The sequence below is a fragment of the Streptomyces sp. NPDC005004 genome, assembly GCF_053600675.1.
Genome location: NZ_JBSGAH010000016.1, coordinates 133,200 through 152,168 on the forward strand (window position 1 = coordinate 133,200; position 18,969 = coordinate 152,168).

The following is an 18,969-nucleotide window of genomic DNA, read 5'->3' on the forward strand; positions in this document are numbered from 1 at the left end:
TCGGGGAAACAGCGCGCGAACGATTTGCCGCCCGGGATCCGTGGCGCCCAGCGGGGACGGATCCGCGCAGGGCCCGTCCCCTCGGTTCGGCAGGTCCGCCGCTCGGCTCAGCAGCTTCGCTGCCCGGACCTGAACCCGGACCCGTACCCGTCCCGGTAGCCGTCCTGGTAGTCCCAGCGCGGGTCCCGCGGCAGCGAGCGGACCGGGAACTGACGGTGGCCGTCGTTCCAGCGGTAGCAGGTGCGCTGACCGTCCCGGAACCCGGACCTGAATCCGTCCCGGAAACCGTCCTGGTAGTCCCTGGGGTCCCCGGGGGAAGCCGGAAGCCTTGTCACCGTCCCGGTCTGGGCGGTGGCGGGAGCCGCCGAGGCGACCTGCTGGAAGGACACCGGAGCGAGAACGACGGCCGCGGCTACGAACATCGAGCTGAACACAGCCGCCCGCTGTATTTTCGTGACGGGCATGGGAGCTCCCTCGGGGTGATTTCCCGCGATTGGCCCTCTTCACTGTGGCCCCCGCGCCGGATGCCCGCAACCGCGTGCCCTGGCATACGAAAACACCCCCGCCGGATACTCCGGAGGGGGTGTCGGCCCTGGTGAGGGCGTTTGTGGCTGGGGCCGGGGTCGAACCGGCGACCTATCGCTTTTCAGGCGATCGCTCGTACCAACTGAGCTACCCAGCCACGAGGTTTCACGTGAAACCTCAGCGGTCCTGACGGGATTTGAACCCGCGGCCTCCACCTTGACAGGGTGGCGAGCACTCCAAACTGCTCCACAGGACCAAGCGCTGTGTACGACAGTGTCGCACACGGTTGCGGGTCTTCCCAACGTGATTCCCACCTGCTGTGAGGTGCGCATCTGTTGGGCTGACGTCGCTGGAGAAGCGTATCAGAGCACCGGGGGTGCTCCGAAAACGTGTTGGGAACGCGGAGGGGCGCCAGGAAACGCCGGCAAACGCCGGAACGCCGGGAACGCGAAAACCCGCCCTGGATCAGGACGGGTTTCGTGACAACTCTGCTCTGGTGCCCCCAACGGGATTCGAACCCGTGCTACCGCCTTGAAAGGGCGGCGTCCTAGGCCGCTAGACGATGAGGGCTATCGGCCCGCCGTGGGCGCTTCGCAGCGCGTCGGGGACGTGAGCAGCATAGGGGATGTCCAGTGGTATCGGCAAAACGCTTTACGGCGACGGGCGAGGTCCCCTGGCACCTCACTTCTTGGCCAGATGGCGGCTGACCTCGGCCGTCGTACGCCCCAGCCCGCCGAGTCCGATCTCGTCCCACGCCTGGAGCCTGCGGGTGTCGCGGTCCAGGTAGAGGATCGACGCCTCGATCGGCGCCGGGTACTGCCCCTCGACCGCGCGCAGCCCGCTGCCGCCGGTCGAGCCCTCGCGGCGCAGCCGGGTGCCCAGCGGCAGGATCTTCGATCCCTCGGTGTGCAGATGCCCGCAGAGCACGAGCGGCACGGTGCCGTCCGTCTCCTGCGCCGCCACCGGCTCGTGCGCCACCGCGATGTCCACCGGCGTGCCCTTGGCCCGCTGGTCCCGCAGCGCCGAGGCCAGCCGCGCCCCCGCGAGGCGCTCGGCCGCGTCGCCGCCGGTCGGTTGGGAGCGGTCGGGCGTGAACTGGGGGTCGCCCGTGCCCGCGAACCGCACCCCGCCGACCGTCGCGGCGCGGCCGTCGTCCAGGACGTGCACGTTCTTCATGTGCTCCAGATAGCGCTGGGTGGCCTGGGAGTCGTGGTTGCCCCTGACCCACACATAGGGCACGCCCAGATCCTCGATCGGGTCCAGGAAGCCGTTCTCCGCCGCCGTGCCGTGATCCATGGTGTCGCCGGAGTCCACGATCACGCTCACCTTGTACTGGGTCACCAGCGACGCGATGATCTTCCAGCTCGCCGGGTTGAGGTGGATGTCCGACACGTGCAGCACCCGGATCGTGGAGGGGTCGGGCTGGTAGGCGGGGAGCGTGGACGCGACGTCGTACAGCTTCGTCACGTTCGTCACCAGCCGGGCCAGCTCCTTCTGGTACACGTCGAACTCGGTGACGATGCTGCGCGCGTTGCCCACCACCGACGGCGCCGAGGAGAGCAGCCCGGAGAAGCGGGGCTCCAGCACTGAGCGCGGGTTCCAGGTGGCGTAGGCGGAGATTCCCGAGGCGGCGAGCAGGGCGAGGGCCAGTCCGCCGGCCGCGAGGGCGCGGCGGGGCCTGCGGTAGACGGCGAGGCCGAGGACCGTGGCGCCGGTGACGACGGCGACCGTGGAGCGCAGCGCGAGGTCGAGCGTGCCGTGCTCGATGTCGTCGGTGACCTCCTGCTGGAGCCCCGCGAGCCGTTCCGGGTGGTCCACCAGCGCCTGTGCGCGCACGGGGTCCAGTTGGTCCATGTCGACGTCCAGGCGGAGCGGGGCGACATGGCTGTCGAGGGTGAGCGCGCCCAGAGGCGAGACGTTGATCTTCGTGCCACCGCTGAGGGAGGGCCGCAGCGCCATGGTGGTGTCCATCGGGCCGACCGGGGTGCGGACGTTGCCGACGACCAGGAGCCCCAGCCAGGCGCCGGTGAGCACGACCGTGACGAGGCCGAGCGCCCGCAGCCAGGGGCGGGGCCGGGCGGTGAGGGCGAGGAAGGGGAGACGTCGGCGGTCTTCTGTTCTCCGGTTCCGGCGGCGGAGCGGGGCGGCGGGGACGCGGGACATTGGGGCCGTATGCCCAGCGGCGCCACGGGGTATGCGGAGGCCCCGGTGCGGCTCGGCGCCGACCGGGGCTCCGGCTCACGCCCCGGTTCAGCCCCAGCCCAGCTCGTGCAGCCGGGCGTCCTCGATGCCGAAGTGGTGGGCGACCTCGTGCACGACGGTGACGGCCACCTCGTGCACCACGTCCTCCTGCGAGCCGCAGTACCGCAGGGTCGGGCCCATGTAGATCGAGATGCGGTCGGGGAGGACCCCGGCGTACCACTCACCGCGCTCGGTGAGCGGGGTGCCCTCGTAGAGGCCGAGCAGTTCCGGGTCGTGGGCGGGCGGCTCGTCCTCCACGAAGACGGCCACGTTGTCCATGACCCGCGTCAGTTCCGGCGGGATCCGGTCCAGGGCCTCGCTCACCAGCTCTTCGAACCTGTCGCGTGTCATCTCCAGCACACCGCCATTGTCGGGGACGGACGGCCCGAACGGTGGTTGAGGGTGAGCCGGTTCGAACAACGGGCGTGTCCTCTTGCGGGCGGCGGGAGTTGGACAGGTCGACTCCTTCCCTTGTCCCGGAGGTGGCCGCCGTGCGCCCCAAGTACGTACCCGTCCGTCTGGTCGTCATGGTGCTGGCCGCCGCCGCTGCCACCGGCTGCGTGCGCGTGGGGGAGGGCGCGGGACCGGCCCGGCCCGAGCACTCGGTGGGGCAGCGCCACGGCGGTGCGCCGGGCGGCGCCCCGGTCGCGGGTGGCGGCGGGCCGGGGTACGAGGAGGCGGCGGGGGACGACAAGCACGGGCACGGAGGCAAGAAGAAGCCGGGCGAGTCGGCCTCGGCGTCCGCCAGCGCCTCCGGCAAGCACGACCGCTCGGCGGCGCCGCCGAAGCCGGGCCAGACCGTGCACCCGGGCGAGCCCGCTCCGACCAACGTGCCGCCGACCCCGCCGGCCAGCTCCGCCCCGCCGGAGCCGCCCGCCTCCAGTGCGCCGCCGCCGGACTCCCCGCCGCCGACCGCCGAGCCGTCCTCCTCGGCGCACGAGGACCCGGGACCGCAGTTGGTCGAGCGGGTGCCGGTTCCGGCGGTCGCGGTGGCGGCGTAGAACGCGGTCGCGGTGGCGGGCGGAAGGCGGTCGCGATGGCGGCACGGAAGGGGTCCGTGCGCGGCTTTTCGGGGTCGCACAGGGCCCTCACGAGCGGGTTTGCCTTCGAGGGCAGGGGGTGCGTATGGTGGTAGATCGTTTGATCCCATTTGCCCGGCGCCACTGCAGAGCGCGCCGTGTGGCGCGTACTCTCCTTTGCCGTGGCGGACCGCATCTAGGCGGTCGTAGAAGCGAAACACGGAGTTGACGGGCGCGTGCCGAAGAGACTCCGGAAGGTTTCGCATTCGCATGTCCGTGTCCAGTACTGATCAGTTCGTCGTGCCCGAGAACGGGGACGCCCCCGTCGACGAGACGAACGAGGTCACCGCTGTCGTCGAGGCCGACGACACCACCGACACCCCCCAGATCACCTTCGCCGACCTCGGTCTGCCCGAGGGCATCGTGCGCAAGCTCGCGCAGAACGGCGTCACCACGCCGTTCCCGATCCAGGCCGCGACCATCCCGGACGCCCTGGCCGGCAAGGACATCCTCGGCCGTGGCCGCACCGGCTCCGGCAAGACCCTCTCCTTCGGTCTGCCCACCCTGGCCACGCTGGCCGGCGGCCGCACCGAGAAGAAGCGCCCGCGCGCCGTCATCCTGACGCCGACCCGCGAGCTGGCGATGCAGGTCGCCGACGCCCTCCAGCCCTACGGCGACGTCCTCGGCCTGAAGATGAAGGTCGTCTGCGGCGGCACCTCGATGGGCAACCAGATCTACGCCCTGGAGCGCGGTGTCGACGTCCTCGTCGCCACCCCGGGCCGTCTGCGCGACATCATCAACCGCGGCGCCTGCTCGCTGGAGGACGTCCAGATCGCCGTCCTCGACGAGGCCGACCAGATGTCCGACCTTGGCTTCCTGCCCGAGGTCACCGAGCTGCTCGACCAGGTCCCGGCCGACGGTCAGCGGATGCTGTTCTCCGCCACCATGGAGAACGAGATCTCCACGCTGGTCAAGCGCTACCTGAACGACCCGGTCACGCACGAGGTCGACAGCGCCCAGGGCAACGTCACGACCATGTCGCACCACATCCTCATCGTGAAGCCCAAGGACAAGGCGCCGGTCACCGCCGCGATCGCCTCCCGCAAGGGCCGCACGATCATCTTCGTCCGCACCCAGCTCGGTGCCGACCGTGTCGCCGAGCAGCTCCGCGAGTCCGGTGTGAAGGCCGACGCTCTGCACGGCGGCATGACGCAGGGCGCGCGCACCCGCACCCTGGCCGACTTCAAGGACGGCTACGTCAACGTCCTGGTCGCCACCGACGTCGCCGCGCGCGGCATCCACGTCGACGGCATCGACCTGGTCCTGAACGTCGACCCGGCGGGCGACCACAAGGACTACCTGCACCGTGCGGGGCGTACCGCCCGCGCCGGCCGCACCGGCACCGTCGTCTCCCTGTCGCTGCCGCACCAGCGCCGTCAGATCTTCCGTCTGATGGAGGACGCGGGCGTCGACGCCGGGCGTCACATCATCCAGGGCGGCGACGCCTTCGACCCGGAGGTCGCCGAGATCACCGGCGCCCGCTCCATGACCGAGGTCCAGGCCGAGTCCGCGGGCAACGCCGCGCAGCAGGCCGAGCGCGAGGTCGCCCAGCTCACCAAGGAGCTGGAGCGTGCCCAGCGCCGCGCCGCCGAGCTGCGCGACGAGGCCGACCGCCTCGTGGCCCGGGTCGCCCGCGACCGTGGCGAGGACCCGGAGGCCGCCGTCGCCGAGGCCCAGGCGTCCGCCGAGCAGGCCGTCGCCGAGGCGTCCGCCGAGGCCGAGCGTCCGGCCCCGCGCGAGACCGAGCGTGTCGAGCGCCGTGACGACCGTGGTGGTCGTTCCTTCGACCGTGACCGTCGTGACGACCGTGGTGGCCGTGGTTTCGAGCGCCGTGACGACCGTGGTGGCCGTTCCTTCGACCGTGACCGTCGTGACGACCGTGGTGGCCGTGGTTTCGAGCGTCGCGACGACCGTGGTGGCCGTTCCTTCGACCGTGACCGCAACGACCGTGGCAACGGCGGCTCCTTCGAGCGCCGTGACGACCGTGGCGGCCGCTCCTTCGACCGCGAGCGTCGTGACGACCGTGGTGGCCGTGGCTTCGAGCGCCGTGACGACCGTGGTGGTCGTTCCTTCGACCGTGACCGCAACGACCGTGGCAACGGCGGCTCCTTCGAGCGTCGTGACGACCGTGGCGGCCGTGGCTTCGAGCGCCGTGACGACCGTGGCGGCTTCCGCCGCGACGAGCGCACCGGCCACCGGGGCAGCGACCGTCCGTTCAACCGCGAGCGCCGTGACGACCGTCCCGGCTTCCGTACCGGCGGCCACGACCGCCCGTACGGCCGCCGCGACGACCACCGGGGCAGCACCGGCGGCTCCTCCTCCTTCGGCCGCCGCGACGACAAGCCCCGCTGGAAGCGCAACGGCTGACGGCTCGTGAGCTGAGCTGAACTCACGAAGGGCCCGTACGGATTCGTTCCGTACGGGCCCTTCGCGTTACCCCGTGGTTTCCGATGGTTTCCGGCCATCGCGTGACGCATGTCACGTCAGCGGTCAGGGAATTGCTGGGGGCATGACAGACGATACGAAGACCGGGGGCGAGCCGGTTCTCTCCGACGAGGAGCGGCTCGCTCAGCTCGGTTACACGCAGGTGCTGGCGCGCCGGATGTCGGCGTTCTCGAACTACGCCGTGTCCTTCACGATCATCTCGGTGCTGTCCGGGTGTCTCACGCTGTATCTCTTCGGCATGGTGACCGGTGGCCCGGCGGTGATCACCTGGGGGTGGGTGGCGGTCGGTCTGATGACGTTGTTCGTCGGGCTGTCGATGGCCGAGATCTGTTCCGCCTATCCCACCTCGGCGGGCCTGTACTTCTGGGCGCACCGGCTGGCGCCGGAGCGGTCGGCGGCGGCGTGGGCGTGGTTCACGGGGTGGTTCAACGTGCTGGGGCAGGTCGCGGTGACCGCCGGCATCGACTTCGGCGCGGCGTCCTTCCTCGGCGCCTGGCTGAACCTCCAGTTCGGCTTCGAGGTGACCCCCGGCCGCACGGTCCTCCTCTTCGCCGCGATCCTGCTGCTGCACGGCCTGCTGAACACCTTCGGCGTCCGCATCGTCGCGCTGCTCAACAGCGTCAGCGTGTGGTGGCACGTGGTGGGGGTGGCCGTCATCGTCGGCGCCCTGGCGATCCTGCCGGACCACCATCAGTCGGCGTCCTTCGTCTTCACCAAGTTCGTCAACGAGACCGGCTGGGGCAGCTCCTTCTACGTCGTCCTGCTCGGCCTGCTGATGGCGCAGTACACCTTCACCGGCTACGACGCCTCCGCCCACATGACCGAGGAGACCCACGACGCGGCGACGGCGGGCCCCAAGGGCATCGTCCGCTCCATCTGGACCTCCTGGATCGCGGGCTTCGTCCTGCTCCTCGGCTTCACCTTCGCGATCCAGTCGTATGACAAGGCGCTGGAGTCCCCGACCGGCGCGCCCCCGGCGCAGATCCTCCTCGACGCCCTCGGCGCCACGACCGGCAAGCTCCTCCTCCTGATCGTCATCGGCGCCCAGCTCTTCTGCGGCATGGCCTCCGTGACGGCCAACAGCCGCATGATCTACGCCTTCTCCCGCGACGGCGCGCTGCCCTTCTCCCGCGTCTGGCACACGGTCAGCCCCCGCACCCGCACCCCGGTCGCGGCGGTCTGGCTGGCGGCCCTCGGCGCCCTGGCGCTCGGCCTGCCGTACCTCATCAACTCCACGGCCTACGCCGCCGTGACGTCCATCGCGGTCATCGGTCTCTACCTCGCCTACGTCATCCCGACCCTGCTCCGCGTCCGCAAGGGCGACGGCTTCGTTCGCGGTCCCTGGCACCTGGGCCGCTGGTCGGTCCCCATCGGCGTCGTCTCGGTCGCCTGGGTCGTCCTGATCACGATCCTCTTCATGCTTCCCCAGGTCTCCCCCGTCACCTGGGAGACCTTCAACTACGCCCCGATCGCGGTCCTGGTGGTCCTCGGCTTCGCCGCGACCTGGTGGCTCGCCTCGGCCCGCCACTGGTTCCTGGCCCGGTCCAAGGAGTGATCGACGCGGCCGTGTCCCCGATACCCGATCGGAGACACGGCCGCCTCCCGCTATGCTCGGACAGGCAACATCGCCTGGGCCCTTAGCTCAATTGGCAGAGCAGTGGACTTTTAATCCATTGGTTGTGGGTTCGAGTCCCACAGGGCCTACGAGGACGCCCCCAGCTCGGAGAGGTATCGAGCTGGGGGCGTGTCCTTTCTGCGGCTGCCCTCCGAGGCTCCCGCCCAACCGGTGCTCCGCCGAAGCGCAGTACAGCCCGAGTGGCGGTCAAGTACCGGTGCCGGTACGCGGCTTCGCGCCGGGAGCGGAGCGGCGGTCGTGAGACACGGGTACCCGGGCCGCCTTCGCCCTCGACGGCACCTTGCCGCGCTCCACGAGCCCCTCGCTGGTCCTGTCGACGCCATGGGCACACCGCCCGGCCACCGAGGAGCTGGGCGTCTCCACGGCCCGTACGGGAGAGCCCGACCACCCTGGTGGACTCCGGTAGCACCCTTCGTCGGGCGTGCCGCTACGTCTCCTGTTCCGCGCGCGGGCTGCGAAAGCTCGAAATGCGAGGCATTTGTGCCTCGACGGATTCTGGTAGCCGAGGGCGACCATAATAAGGAATGGCGATGTGTGGGCGGGTCGTCATTTGTGACCACAGTGGTGTCGCTAGTTTATGTGTCAAGTCAAGCGGCGCTCCCGAGGAGTTTCCCGGGGACCTGTCGGTATTTTCGGTGACGGCAGCGAGGGGAGATATTCGCTGACCTGCGCCTTGAGTTGACGCGACCTACGGGTGGGACCAGCATGGGGAACTGAGCCGCTTGTCCGGCGTGCCTGAATCCGACGAGCGGTATCCATTTCCCTGGTTCGGGTCAGCTCTCCGATGCATTGCGTGAACGTATCGGACTCACCCCCGCAGGAGAAGAGAAATCCATGAGAAAAGGAATTGTGGCAGCCGCGATAACCGCGACGCTGTCGGCAGGGGCGGTCGTTTTCGCCTTTCCCGCAAACCCCGCTGCCGCGGTCCCCTCGGCGACGTGCAGCCTGCAGAACGGGACGGTGCGGGGAAGCGGATTCACCCCCAATCAGTCGTACAACGTCACGCGCGGTGGACAAACTATTTCTCGCGTCTCGGCGGGGTCGAACGGCGGCGTTCAGGCCGGTGTCACCGGCGGTGGCCCCTTCGCCGTGGGCGGCACGCAGTGCTCGTCCTCCGGGTCGGAAGCCGGCGGGAACGCCTCACAGTCCGCCGCGGCGGCCGCGGCGACCGCGAAGGGCACGGCGGCGGCACAGCAGGCAGTGCGCAACGGAGCCTCCCAGCAGCAGGCGGTCGCCATCGGACGGCAGACGGCCCAAGCGGAGGCGCAGCGGCTCGGGTTGCCGCCCACCGTGGTGAACCAGGTCACCAACAACACGACCAACATCGTCAACAACACGATCAACGGCGGCACCGGCAACACGATCGGTGGCACCCAGATCGGCGGCCAGGGCAACACCCAGGGCGGTACGCAGGGCGGGACCGGTAACACCCAGGGCGGAACGCAGGGCGGGACCGGCAATACCCAGGGCGGGACGCAGGGTGGCGGGGCCGGTAACACGCAGGGTGGAACGCAGGGTGGCGGGACCGGCAATACCCAGGGTGGAACTCAGGGTGGCGGGACCGGTAACACCCAGGGTGGAACTCAGGGTGGCGGGACCGGCAATACCCAGGGCGGGACTCAGGGTGGCGGGACCGGCAATACCCAGGGTGGAACTCAGGGTGGCGGGACCGGTAACACCCAGGGTGGAACTCAGGGTGGCGGGACCGGTAACACCCAGGGCGGGACTCAGGGTGGCGGGACCGGCAATACCCAGGGTGGAACTCAGGGTGGCGGGACCGGTAACACCCAGGGCGGGACTCAGGGTGGCGGGACCGGTAACACCCAGGGCGGGACTCAGGGTGGCGGGACCGGCAATACCCAGGGCGGGACTCAGGGTGGCGGGACCGGCAATACCCAGGGCGGGACTCAGGGTGGCGCGACCGTTCCAGCCCCCGCGACACCCGTGACCTGACGGCAAAGCAATTCGCGCGGTGAATCGACAACACCGCGCGTCGCAGCACCAGACGCCGAAGTCGACACGACCCCACAGGGAAGAGAGGAAACCAATCATGCGGCACTCTCGGAGGCAGCAAATAGCGACCGCGATAGCGTCGGCGGCCATGGTGGGAGGCATCATCACCATCGGCGGCCCGGCCTCAGCGGCACCGGTATCGACTCCTTCCGGTTCGACGCAGGCGCACCACCTGTCGCCAGAGAAGCCGAAGCCGTGCAAGCAGCGTAAGAACTGCAAGGTCAGGGGCAATACCCAGGGCGGGACGCAGGGTGGCGGCCGGGGTAACACCCAGGGCGGTACGCAGGGTGGCGGGACCGGCAACACCCAGGGCGGGACCCAGGGCGGTGGCCGGGGCAACACTCAGGGCGGTACGCAGGGTGGCGGCACTGGCAATACCCAGGGCGGGACCCAGGGCGGTGGCGGCGGTAACACTCAGGGCGGTACGCAGGGTGGTGGCGGCGGTAACACCCAGGGCGGTACGCAGGGTGGCGGGACCGGCAACACCCAGGGCGGGACGCAGGGTGGTGGCGGCGGTAACACCCAGGGCGGTACGCAGGGTGGTGGCGGCGGTAACACCCAGGGCGGGACGCAGGGTGGTGGCGGCGGTAACACCCAGGGCGGTACGCAGGGTGGTGGCGGCGGTAACACCCAGGGCGGTACGCAGGGTGGCGGCGGCGGCAATACCCAGGGCGGGACGCAGGGTGGTGGCGGCGGTAACACCCAGGGCGGTACGCAGGGTGGCGGCACTGGTAACACCCAGGGCGGCACCCAGGGCGGTGGCCGGGGTAACACCCAGGGCGGCACGCAGGGTGGCGGCACTGGTAACACCCAGGGCGGGACCCAGGGTGGCGGGACCGGCAATACCCAGGGCGGGACCCAGGGTGGCGGCGGCGGCAATACCCAGGGCGGTACGCAGGGTGGTGGCGGCGGTAACACCCAGGGCGGTACGCAGGGTGGCGGCACTGGTAACACCCAGGGCGGCACCCAGGGCGGTGGCCGGGGTAACACCCAGGGCGGCACGCAGGGTGGCGGCACTGGCAATACCCAGGGCGGCACCCAGGGTGGCGGCGGCGGTAACACCCAGGGCGGTACGCAGGGTGGTGGCGGCGGTAACACCCAGGGCGGCACGCAGGGTGGCGGCGGCGGTAACACCCAGGGCGGTACGCAGGGTGGTGGCGGCGGCGGCAACACCCAGGGCGGGACCCAGGGTGGCGGCGGCGGCAACACCCAGGGCGGCACCCAGGGCTGACCATGAAAGTTCGTGCCTCGCGGAGGACCCCCTCCGCGGGGCACGAACATGCTCGACACGCGGAAGGAGACGACCGTGCGTGGTGTGAGTCTCGCGGTCGCGGTCATCACGGCCTGCTGCGCGGCCGGCGCGTGGGGTACGTCGGCGAGCGCCACCGAGGCCGGCGCAAGTGGTCCGCCGGACGCGACGCGGACACGGCAGACCCGGGCCCCCGCCTCCCCGACAGAACTCCGCTGCTACGCGACGCAGCGCGACCCGGGGACCGTCACGTGCTACCGCGTCTCGGCGAAGGCCGAGTTCAGACACGGGGAGATCGTCTACATCCCCATCCTCGTCCAGGTGCCCGTACCGCCCCGCCCGCCGTCCGTGACCATCGTCGGCAGCCTGAACGACATCCACCCGAGCGCCCCGAGCGCGGGCGCGAGCACATCCGGTGGCTGAGCCGCGCTCACTTCGCCGGACCGGTGTCGATGACGCCGTACTCGAGGGCCAGCCGGGTCAGGTCCGCCCGGCGTCGGGCACCGCTCTTCTTGCGGAGCCGCTCCAGATGGGTGTGGACCGTGTTCTCGGTGATGTTCAGCTTGGTGGCGATCTCGCGGTCCGTCGCGCCGCCGGCCAGGAGCTGGAGGATCTCCCGCTCCCGGGCGGTGATGCGCGGGGGAGCAGCGGGGATGCTGCGCCCGGCGAGGCTCGCGCCGAAGTAGTCGCTGCCCGAGGCGACGGCGCGCAGGGCCGTCAGCAGTTCCGGGATGCCGGTGCGCCGCCCCAGATAGCCGCGGGCTCCGGCCTTGATGCACAGCACGGCGTCGGACTGCGGCTCCGAGGCCGACAGTACGACGACCGCGTGCCCGGCGCGGTTCAGCCGGGCGACCTCACCCGAGGTCACCTGGTCGCTGGACTGAAGGTTGACGTAGAGGACGATCTCCGCGGCGGACGGCACCCGCGGCATCTCGTCGACGCTCGCCACGAACGTGACGATGTCGAGGTCCGGCTGCGTCTTGATCGCCTGCGCGAGACCGAGCTGCAGCAGGGGCCAGTCGCAGATGACGACCAACGAGGTCACGGCTCGGCTCATCGGACGCTCCGGCGGGGGTGGGGCGAGACCGTCTGCTGCGCGGCGGAACGGCGGGCGGTGGAGGCCGCCCGGTCCCAGAGTCCGCCCTGGCGCGAGCGGCGGCACCCCCGGTGATCCGTCCGGGGGAAGCCGGGGCCGTTGCGGGGCGGCGCCGGGCGCACCGGTACCCGTCAGGCTCCCACTTCCCCCAACTCCGCCAGCGGCAGCGTGTGTTCGGTCTGGAGGACCTTCGCACGCAGGTAACGGACGTTGTGCGGTGTGGAGAAGACACCCGTCGGGACCCGCTCGCGGACCGTCATCCCGAGGGCGCGCAACTGGGCCGCCTTGTCGGGGTTGTTGGAGAGCAGGTCCAGCTCGGTGACGCCGAGGGCACCCAGCATCTGGGCGGCGGCGGTGTAGTCGCGGGCGTCCTCCGGCAGGCCGAGGGCGGCGTTCGCGGCGTAGGTGTCGAGGCCCTGGTCCTGGAGGGCGTAGGCGTCGAGCTTGTTGTAGAGGCCGATGCCCCGGCCCTCCTGGCGGAGGTAGAGGAGAACGCCGCCGCGCACGGCGATCCGCTCGACCGCCTCGCGCAACTGCGGTCCGCAGTCGCAGCGGGCCGAACCGAACACGTCGCCGGTCAGGCACTCGGAGTGCAGCCGCACCAGCGGCACCGGGCCCGGGTCGCCGAGGACCAGGGCGAGGTGCTCCTGGCCGTCGGTGAGCCCGTGGAAGGTGACCAGCTCGGCGTCGGCCGCGTAGCCGTCGCCGAAGCGAAGCGGCACCCGGACGCGGGCGCGCGGGGTGGCGGCAGGGGTGTCGGGCATCGGGCCTCCGGGTTCCGTGCGGTCGGCGTCGCGGTCGTGGTCGGTCGTCGTCCGCGCTCCATCTGCTTCAGATTTGAAACAGCGGTACGGTCTCGGACCCTATCCCATGCTTAAAAGTTGAATCAACCGTCCGTGAGCGGTCCGCCACCGGCCGGCACTGGGACCCACCGCCTCAGCGTGGCGGCTCCGTACACGGCGTCGACCGCCGCCGCCACGGCACCTCCTCCGCCGTAGCCCCCGCCTCCTCGCCCTGGAGCCCCCGCGCGACCCCCGCGCAGATCTCCTCCAGTTGCCGCACCTGCTCCGGGCTCAGGCGGTCGAAGAGGGTCGCGCGGACCGTGCCGACATGGCCGGGCGCGGTGCGCTCCAGGACGGACATCCCCTCGTCGGTCAGTACGGCGAGGCTGCTGCGCCGGTCCGAGCGGCAGTTCTCGCGCCGTACCAGGCCGTCCCGTTCCAGGCGGGTCACCGCGTACGTCAGCCGGCTGCGGGTGATCTTCAGTTCTTCCGCGAGGTCGGTCATGCGCAGCCGCCGGTCGGGCGCCTCGGAGAGGATGGCCAGGACGGAGTAGAAAAGGTGCGGCATCCCGGCGTCCTGCTGGAGCTGCCGGTCGATCACGTCGTCCAGCAACCGGGAGGCGGCGAGGTAAGCGCGCCAGGCGCGCTGCTCCTCGGGCGTGAGCCAGCGGGTCGTCATGCCTCCAGTGTAGGTTTGTTTCAAACTTGAACCAAGATCAGCCCGAGAGTCACCCGGAGAGAGCGCGCCGATGCCGTACCCGTACGTCCTGCTGTCCGCCGCCGTCTCCCTCGACGGCTACCTGGACGACACCGGCCCCGACCGCCTCCTGCTCTCCAGCCCCGCCGACTTCGACCGGGTCGACGAGGTGCGCGCCTCCGTCGACGCCATCCTGATCGGTGCCGGCACCATCCGCGCCGACAACCCCCGCCTCCTCGTCAACGCCCCCGGGCGCCGCGCCGCCCGCCGGGCCGAGGGCAGGGCGGAGTACCCGCTCAAGGTCACCGTCACCGCCTCCGGCGACCTCGACCCGAAGGCCAATTTCTGGCACACCGGCGGCGAGAAGGCCGTCTACACGACCGACGCGGGCGCCGAGCGCGCCGCCCGCGTCCTCGGCGACACCGCCGACGTCGTCTCCCTCGGCCCCGCCCTCGACTGGCGCGCCCTGCTCACGCATCTGCACGACGAGCGCGGCGTACGGCGTCTGATGGTCGAGGGCGGCGGGGCCGTCCACACCCAGCTGCTCCAGCAGGGCCTGGCCGACGAACTCCAGTTGGTCCTCGCACCGCTCTTCGTCGGCGACCCGGCCGCGCCCCGCCTCTTCGGACCGGGCGCCTACCAGGGCGGCCGCCTCCGACTCACCGAGAGCCGCCGCATCGAGGACGTGGTGCTCATGCGCTACGAGCCCACCGCCCCCGGCACCGGACCGCTGCCCGTCGCCGCCGACCGGCGCTGGCTGCGCACCGCCTGCGAGCTGGCCGCGCTGTGCCCGCCCTCGGACACCGCCTTCAGTGTCGGCGCGGTCGTGGTCGCCGCCGACGGCACCGAGCTCGCGCGAGGTCACTCGCGCGAGGGCGGCGACCCGGTGGTCCACGCGGAGGAGGCGGCCCTCGCCAAGATCGCCCCGGACGACCCGCGGCTGCCCGGCGCCACCGTCTACAGCAGCCTGGAGCCGTGCGCCCGCCGCGCCTCCCGGCCCGTCCCGTGCGCCGGTCTGATCCTGCGCTCCGGCGTACGCCGGGTGGTCACCGCGTGGCGCGAGCCCGACACCTTCGTGGCGGCGGCCGACGGGTCCGGGGTGCTGGCGGACGCGGGTGCGACGGTGGTGACGCTGCCGGAGTACGAAGCCGCCGCGAAGGCACCGAACGGCCATCTGCTGCCCTGAGGCGCAGGTCACGCGGAATGGATGTGCATCTGGGCCCGCGCATGACGTATGGTTGAGACACAACGACGCGGGGTGGAGCAGCTCGGTAGCTCGCTGGGCTCATAACCCAGAGGTCGCAGGTTCAAATCCTGTCCCCGCTACTGAAGACTCAGGGCCGGAATCCAGTTCATCGGATTCCGGCCCTGAGTGTTTTCCGGCCCCGGGCTTCGATCCGGATTTCCCGCCCTCGCCGTCACGCAGTGTGAGGTAAAGGTTTCCCTCCGCAGCGATTCTGAGTCATCATCAAAAACGCGCTCACTGCTGATCGCCGGTCAACTCGCCCTCTTTGTGTCCGGCTTGGCGGTTAAGTCCGCTCCGAAGAAGCTTAAAGATCAAGCGGATCGGCTTGGAAACCGATAGCCGGGTCTATTAACGTTCGATAACGCAGCGCGGTCGACCCAGCCGTCACCCCGGACGGCTCCGTGCGCACGCGCCGCATCCCACACCCTCCCCCGGCCCTCGAAGGCGGGGATCGCCCCCACCGCGAACCCGGTAGCAGGCGAAGGCAGGAAAGGAGCGCGCCCCCGTGGCGTCCGACCCCCACACCCCCTTCGCACCGACCCCGGGCGAGCACGACACCTTCGACACCTTCGGCTACGGCGCACCGCGCGGTGACGGCCCCTGGGAGGAGTGGAACCCCACCGAGGAGACCCTCCCCTCCGCCCGCGGCGGCCGGCACCGCGTCGCCAAGCAGCGGGGCGGCGGGCTCGCCCGCAGTTCCACCGTGCTCGGCGTCGGTGTCATCGCCGCCGTCGGCGCGGGCGGCATGGCCAGCGCCAACACCGGCAAGCCGCCCGTCTCCATCGCGCTGCCCGACCTGCCCGGCGTCGACTCCCTCCTCGACCACGGCTCCGCCGAGCCCGAGCCCGCACCCTCGCTGAGCGCCGTCGGCTCGGCCTCCGCGCAGAGCGAGGAGGCCTCCGACGCGGGCGAGGCACTGCGCAGCCGGATCATCGCCCAGGCCGCCCACCAGCAGAGCAAGGCCGAGAGCCGGGCCACCGCGGCCGCCGTCGCCGCGGCCGACAAGCAGACCGCCGACGCCGCCGACAAGGCCGCGAAGGAGGCCGCCGCCCAGGCCGCCGACGCCAAGGAGAAGGCGGAGGCCGACGCCAGGAAGAAGGCCGAGTCGGACCGGCTGGCCTCCCTGGCCAAGCAGTACACGCTGCCGACCTCCGGGTACACGATCACCGGCACCTTCGGGGAGCCCGGCGCCCTGTGGTCCTCCGGCTATCACACCGGTCTCGACTTCGCCGCGCCCACCGGAACGCTCATCAAGGCCATCCACGGCGGCACCGTCACCCAGGCCGGCTGGGCCGGGGCCTACGGCTACCGGACCGTCCTCACCCTGGACGACGGCACCGAGCTGTGGTTCTGCCACCAGTCCTCGATCAGCGTCAAGACCGGCCAGAAGGTCGCCACCGGCGAGGTCATCGGCCGCGTCGGCGCCACCGGCAACGTCACCGGGCCCCATCTCCACCTGGAGGTCCACCCGGGCGGCCAGGCAACCGGCATCGACCCGATGACGTGGCTGCGCGGCAAGGGGCTCAATCCCTGAGCCCTTTCGCGACGGCATTCGGGTGACGGGCGGAATGGACGGGTGCCGCGTGATCGTTGAGTAGAGACATGACTGCCTCTCCTCATCTGCGCAAGCTCGGTGCCTCCAGCCTCGAGGTCTTCCCGCTCGCCCTCGGCGGCAATGTCTTCGGCTGGACCGCCGACGAGAAGACCTCCTTCGCCGTCCTGGACGCCTACACGGCGGCGGGCGGCAACTTCGTGGACACCGCCGACTCCTACTCGGCCTGGGTCGAGGGCAACTCCGGCGGCGAGTCGGAGACCATCATCGGCAAGTGGCTCGCCGCCCGCGGCAACCGCGACCAGGTGGTCGTCGCCACCAAGGTCAGCCAGCACCCCGACTTCAAGGGCCTGTCCGCCGCCAACATCAAGGCGGCCGCCGACGCCTCCCTGCGCCGCCTGGGCACCGACCACATCGATCTCTACTACACGCACTTCGACCAGCCCGAGGTGCCGGTCGAGGAGATCATCGGCGCCCTCGACGAGCTGGTGAAGGCGGGCAAGGTCCGGCACATCGCCGCCTCCAACATCAGCGCCGACCGGCTGCGGGAGTCCCTGGAGTTCTCGGACCGCGAGGGGCTGGCCCGCTACGTCGCCCTCCAGCCCCACTACAACCTGGTATCCCGCGACACCTACGAGGGCCCGCTGCAGGACCTCGCCGCCCGGGAGGGGCTGGCCGCGGTGCCGTACTACGCCCTGGCCTCCGGCTTCCTGACCGGCAAGTACCGGCCCGGCACCCAGGTGGACAGCCCCCGTGCCGAAGGCGCCGCCAAGTACCTGGCGTCCGAGCGCGGCCAGAAGGTGCTCACCGTCCTGGACGAGGTGGCCGCCGCCCACGGCGCGCCGGTCGCCACGGTCGCCCTCGCCTGGCTCGCCGCACAGCCGACCGTGGTCGCCCCGATCGCCTCGGCGCGCACGGTCGACCAGCTCCCGGCCCTGCTCGGGGTGGCCGACCTGCGCCTGACCCAGGACGAGCTGGACCGGCTGACCGCCGCCTCCGCCTGAGCGGGCGCGCCGGCTACGACCGGTAGGGGTTGTAGCCGGAGTACGGCACCGACGGGTAGCCGTACCCCGCGTGTCCGTAGCCCGCGTACGGCACCGCCGGGTGGCCGTAGGCGGGCCACTGCGGACGGGGTGCGGGCGCGGTGACCCGGGCCGCGTACTCCAGCGCGGGCCGGGCCACCTCGCGGCGCCGCCACAGCGCGGCGAGCAGCTCGTGCTCGCGGGTCAGGAAGTCCGATCCGGCCCTGCCCCGGCGCGCCCGGCGGCGCAGGAACGCCAGCGAGGTCGCGTACGCCTCGTACTGTGCGACCGCGCGGGCGGCGGGCCGGCCGCCGAGGTGGTGCCGGGCGTGGTCGCGGGCCACCCGGCGGGCCCGCATCGAGCCGAGCACGAACGGCTCGCCGGGGCCGAGCCACCCGGCGTACACATAGGTCGGCAACTCCTCGCGCACCGTGCGCAGTTCGTTCTGCCGGGTCCAGACCGCGAGCCAGGTCAGCAGACCGAACGCGGGCGCCATGAAACCGGCGTAGACGAAGAGGAAGCCGAACTGGCCGAAGGACGCCGAGCCGTTCCACAGGCCGTGCAGGGTCATCGCCAGCAGCCAGCCGCCGATGGGGAACAGCACGCGTCGCACCCGCTGCCGGGGCGCCGCGAGCGCGCGCAGGCCGAAGCCGATGCCGGTGCACACGGTGAACAGCGGGTGCGCGAACGGGGACATCACCACGCGGACGAAGAAGGTGGCGGCGGTGACCGAGACGATGCCCCCGGCGCCGGAGACCCGGTCCTCGCCGAAGGCGGTGCCCAGGTAGAGGATGTTCTCGGTGAACGCGAAACCGGTGGCCGTCACTCCCGCGATCACCACGCCGTCCACCAGACCGGTGAAGTCGCGTCTGCGGAAGAGGAAGACCAGCAGCACGGCGGCGCCCTTCGCGGACTCCTCCACGACCGGCGCGATGAACGTGGCGCCGAGCGTGTCGGCGTCGTCCGGGTCGGCGGCGGCCGTGGCGATCCAGTGGGTCGCGAAGCTGTTGGCGACGATGGCGATGAGCGCGGCCGCACAGGCGCCCCACGCGAACGCGAAGACCAGGTTCCGCCAGGGACCCGGCTCCACCCGGTCCAGCCAGCGGAACGCGGCGATCAGCCACGGCACCGGCAGCACCGCGAGCCCGAGCCCCACCAGGAACCCCTCGGTCCCGGTCTGCAGCCGCACCAGCGCGAGGATGACGAGCCCGGACAGCGCGAGCAGCGTGCTCAGCGCGCCGTAGCGCACCCAGCGGCGCTGCCACCAGTGCGGATGCTTATGGCGTCCGGGGTGTTCCGGGGCTATCGGAGAGGGAGAACTGGTGGCCACGGCATCGACCCTAACGGTGACCCGACGGCAGGCCATCGGGAAATACGGGCCCGACG

16 protein-coding genes and 5 tRNA genes are annotated in these 18,969 nt (G+C 71.3%); 11 read left to right on the forward strand and 10 right to left on the reverse strand.

All coding sequences use genetic code 11. The annotated features are described in order from the left end of the window. Nucleotides 1-107: 107 nt before the first annotated feature. From ACWEEU_RS23085 to ACWEEU_RS23110, 6 genes are all read right to left on the reverse strand, one after another. Nucleotides 108-464, reverse strand: coding sequence for a hypothetical protein (locus ACWEEU_RS23085; protein ID WP_451734659.1), 357 nt, complete (start codon nucleotides 462-464; stop codon nucleotides 108-110). Nucleotides 465-608: 144 nt separating this feature from the next. Then, nucleotides 609-682, reverse strand: a tRNA-Phe gene (locus ACWEEU_RS23090). 24 nt (nucleotides 683-706) lie between these two features. Beyond that, nucleotides 707-781: transfer RNA gene (locus tag ACWEEU_RS23095), tRNA-Asp, on the reverse strand. A 238-nt stretch (nucleotides 782-1,019) separates the two neighbouring features. Beyond that, a tRNA-Glu gene (locus ACWEEU_RS23100) sits at nucleotides 1,020-1,095 on the reverse strand. Between the two features lie 111 nt (nucleotides 1,096-1,206). Continuing rightward, nucleotides 1,207-2,688: a metallophosphoesterase family protein gene (locus tag ACWEEU_RS23105; protein WP_451734661.1), complete on the reverse strand. Its 1,482-nt coding sequence runs from the start codon at nucleotides 2,686-2,688 to the stop codon at nucleotides 1,207-1,209. Between the two features lie 87 nt (nucleotides 2,689-2,775). Continuing rightward, nucleotides 2,776-3,126 (reverse strand): metallopeptidase family protein, encoded by a 351-nt coding sequence (locus ACWEEU_RS23110; protein ID WP_385747299.1) that lies wholly within the window; start codon nucleotides 3,124-3,126, stop codon nucleotides 2,776-2,778. Nucleotides 3,127-3,257: 131 nt separating this feature from the next. Here ACWEEU_RS23110 and ACWEEU_RS23115 point away from each other — a divergent pair, with 131 nt between their 5' ends. From ACWEEU_RS23115 to ACWEEU_RS23145, 7 genes are all read left to right on the forward strand, one after another. Then, on the forward strand, nucleotides 3,258-3,767 hold the full coding sequence (locus tag ACWEEU_RS23115) for a hypothetical protein (protein WP_451734663.1): 510 nt from the start codon (nucleotides 3,258-3,260) through the stop codon (nucleotides 3,765-3,767). A gap of 288 nt (nucleotides 3,768-4,055) precedes the next feature. Then, nucleotides 4,056-6,212 carry a DEAD/DEAH box helicase gene (locus ACWEEU_RS23120; protein WP_451734664.1) on the forward strand — a complete coding sequence of 719 codons (2,157 nt, stop codon included), beginning with the start codon at nucleotides 4,056-4,058 and terminating at the stop codon, nucleotides 6,210-6,212. 142 nt (nucleotides 6,213-6,354) lie between these two features. Then, nucleotides 6,355-7,845, forward strand: coding sequence for an amino acid permease (locus tag ACWEEU_RS23125; protein ID WP_451734666.1), 1,491 nt, complete (start codon nucleotides 6,355-6,357; stop codon nucleotides 7,843-7,845). A 76-nt stretch (nucleotides 7,846-7,921) separates the two neighbouring features. Continuing rightward, nucleotides 7,922-7,994 (forward strand) — tRNA-Lys (locus tag ACWEEU_RS23130). Between the two features lie 721 nt (nucleotides 7,995-8,715). Continuing rightward, nucleotides 8,716-9,879: a hypothetical protein gene (locus ACWEEU_RS23135; protein WP_451734667.1), complete on the forward strand. Its 1,164-nt coding sequence runs from the start codon at nucleotides 8,716-8,718 to the stop codon at nucleotides 9,877-9,879. Between the two features lie 148 nt (nucleotides 9,880-10,027). Next, entirely contained in the window at nucleotides 10,028-11,170 is a 1,143-nt protein-coding gene (locus tag ACWEEU_RS23140; protein WP_451734669.1) for a hypothetical protein, read from the forward strand. A gap of 75 nt (nucleotides 11,171-11,245) precedes the next feature. Next, nucleotides 11,246-11,611, forward strand: a complete 366-nt coding sequence (locus ACWEEU_RS23145) for a hypothetical protein (RefSeq protein WP_451734671.1) — start codon at nucleotides 11,246-11,248, stop codon at nucleotides 11,609-11,611. Nucleotides 11,612-11,618: 7 nt separating this feature from the next. Here ACWEEU_RS23145 and ACWEEU_RS23150 read toward each other — a convergent pair whose 3' ends face one another. The 3 genes from ACWEEU_RS23150 to ACWEEU_RS23160 all read right to left on the reverse strand — a co-directional run bounded on the left by ACWEEU_RS23150 (nucleotide 11,619) and on the right by ACWEEU_RS23160 (nucleotide 13,745). Next, nucleotides 11,619-12,245, reverse strand: coding sequence for a LuxR C-terminal-related transcriptional regulator (locus ACWEEU_RS23150; RefSeq protein WP_385748184.1), 627 nt, complete (start codon nucleotides 12,243-12,245; stop codon nucleotides 11,619-11,621). A 170-nt stretch (nucleotides 12,246-12,415) separates the two neighbouring features. Beyond that, nucleotides 12,416-13,048: a GTP cyclohydrolase II gene (locus ACWEEU_RS23155; RefSeq protein ID WP_385748186.1), complete on the reverse strand. Its 633-nt coding sequence runs from the start codon at nucleotides 13,046-13,048 to the stop codon at nucleotides 12,416-12,418. A gap of 172 nt (nucleotides 13,049-13,220) precedes the next feature. Continuing rightward, on the reverse strand, nucleotides 13,221-13,745 hold the full coding sequence (locus ACWEEU_RS23160) for a MarR family winged helix-turn-helix transcriptional regulator (protein ID WP_451734673.1): 525 nt from the start codon (nucleotides 13,743-13,745) through the stop codon (nucleotides 13,221-13,223). Nucleotides 13,746-13,815: 70 nt separating this feature from the next. Here ACWEEU_RS23160 and ACWEEU_RS23165 point away from each other — a divergent pair, with 70 nt between their 5' ends. The 4 genes from ACWEEU_RS23165 to ACWEEU_RS23180 all read left to right on the forward strand — a co-directional run bounded on the left by ACWEEU_RS23165 (nucleotide 13,816) and on the right by ACWEEU_RS23180 (nucleotide 17,565). Continuing rightward, on the forward strand, nucleotides 13,816-14,949 hold the full coding sequence (locus ACWEEU_RS23165) for a dihydrofolate reductase family protein (RefSeq protein WP_451734675.1): 1,134 nt from the start codon (nucleotides 13,816-13,818) through the stop codon (nucleotides 14,947-14,949). 66 nt (nucleotides 14,950-15,015) lie between these two features. Next, nucleotides 15,016-15,089: transfer RNA gene (locus ACWEEU_RS23170), tRNA-Met, on the forward strand. Between the two features lie 425 nt (nucleotides 15,090-15,514). Continuing rightward, nucleotides 15,515-16,543: a M23 family metallopeptidase gene (locus ACWEEU_RS23175; protein ID WP_385748192.1), complete on the forward strand. Its 1,029-nt coding sequence runs from the start codon at nucleotides 15,515-15,517 to the stop codon at nucleotides 16,541-16,543. 68 nt (nucleotides 16,544-16,611) lie between these two features. Beyond that, nucleotides 16,612-17,565 carry an aldo/keto reductase gene (locus tag ACWEEU_RS23180; protein ID WP_385748194.1) on the forward strand — a complete coding sequence of 318 codons (954 nt, stop codon included), beginning with the start codon at nucleotides 16,612-16,614 and terminating at the stop codon, nucleotides 17,563-17,565. Between the two features lie 13 nt (nucleotides 17,566-17,578). On the opposite strand, the gene ACWEEU_RS23185 is transcribed toward ACWEEU_RS23180, so the two are convergent. Beyond that, complete coding sequence (locus ACWEEU_RS23185; protein ID WP_385748196.1) at nucleotides 17,579-18,913, reverse strand: PrsW family intramembrane metalloprotease; 1,335 nt, start codon at nucleotides 18,911-18,913, stop codon at nucleotides 17,579-17,581. Between the last annotated feature and the right edge of the window lie 56 nt (nucleotides 18,914-18,969).

Bases quoted from the DNA above. Each gene is read 5' to 3' on its own strand.
- ACWEEU_RS23085 (WP_451734659.1), bottom strand. From the start codon at position 464: ATGCCCGTCACGAAAATACAGCGGGCGGCTGTGTTCAGCTCGATGTTC.
- ACWEEU_RS23105 (WP_451734661.1), bottom strand. From the start codon at position 2,688: ATGTCCCGCGTCCCCGCCGCCCCGCTCCGCCGCCGGAACCGGAGAACA.
- ACWEEU_RS23120 (WP_451734664.1), top strand. From the start codon at position 4,056: ATGTCCGTGTCCAGTACTGATCAGTTCGTCGTGCCCGAGAACGGGGAC.
- ACWEEU_RS23125 (WP_451734666.1), top strand. From the start codon at position 6,355: ATGACAGACGATACGAAGACCGGGGGCGAGCCGGTTCTCTCCGACGAG.
- ACWEEU_RS23140 (WP_451734669.1), top strand. From the start codon at position 10,028: ATGGTGGGAGGCATCATCACCATCGGCGGCCCGGCCTCAGCGGCACCG.
- ACWEEU_RS23150 (WP_385748184.1), bottom strand. From the start codon at position 12,245: ATGAGCCGAGCCGTGACCTCGTTGGTCGTCATCTGCGACTGGCCCCTG.
- ACWEEU_RS23155 (WP_385748186.1), bottom strand. From the start codon at position 13,048: ATGCCCGACACCCCTGCCGCCACCCCGCGCGCCCGCGTCCGGGTGCCG.
- ACWEEU_RS23160 (WP_451734673.1), bottom strand. From the start codon at position 13,745: ATGACGACCCGCTGGCTCACGCCCGAGGAGCAGCGCGCCTGGCGCGCT.
- ACWEEU_RS23165 (WP_451734675.1), top strand. From the start codon at position 13,816: ATGCCGTACCCGTACGTCCTGCTGTCCGCCGCCGTCTCCCTCGACGGC.
- ACWEEU_RS23180 (WP_385748194.1), top strand. From the start codon at position 16,612: ATGACTGCCTCTCCTCATCTGCGCAAGCTCGGTGCCTCCAGCCTCGAG.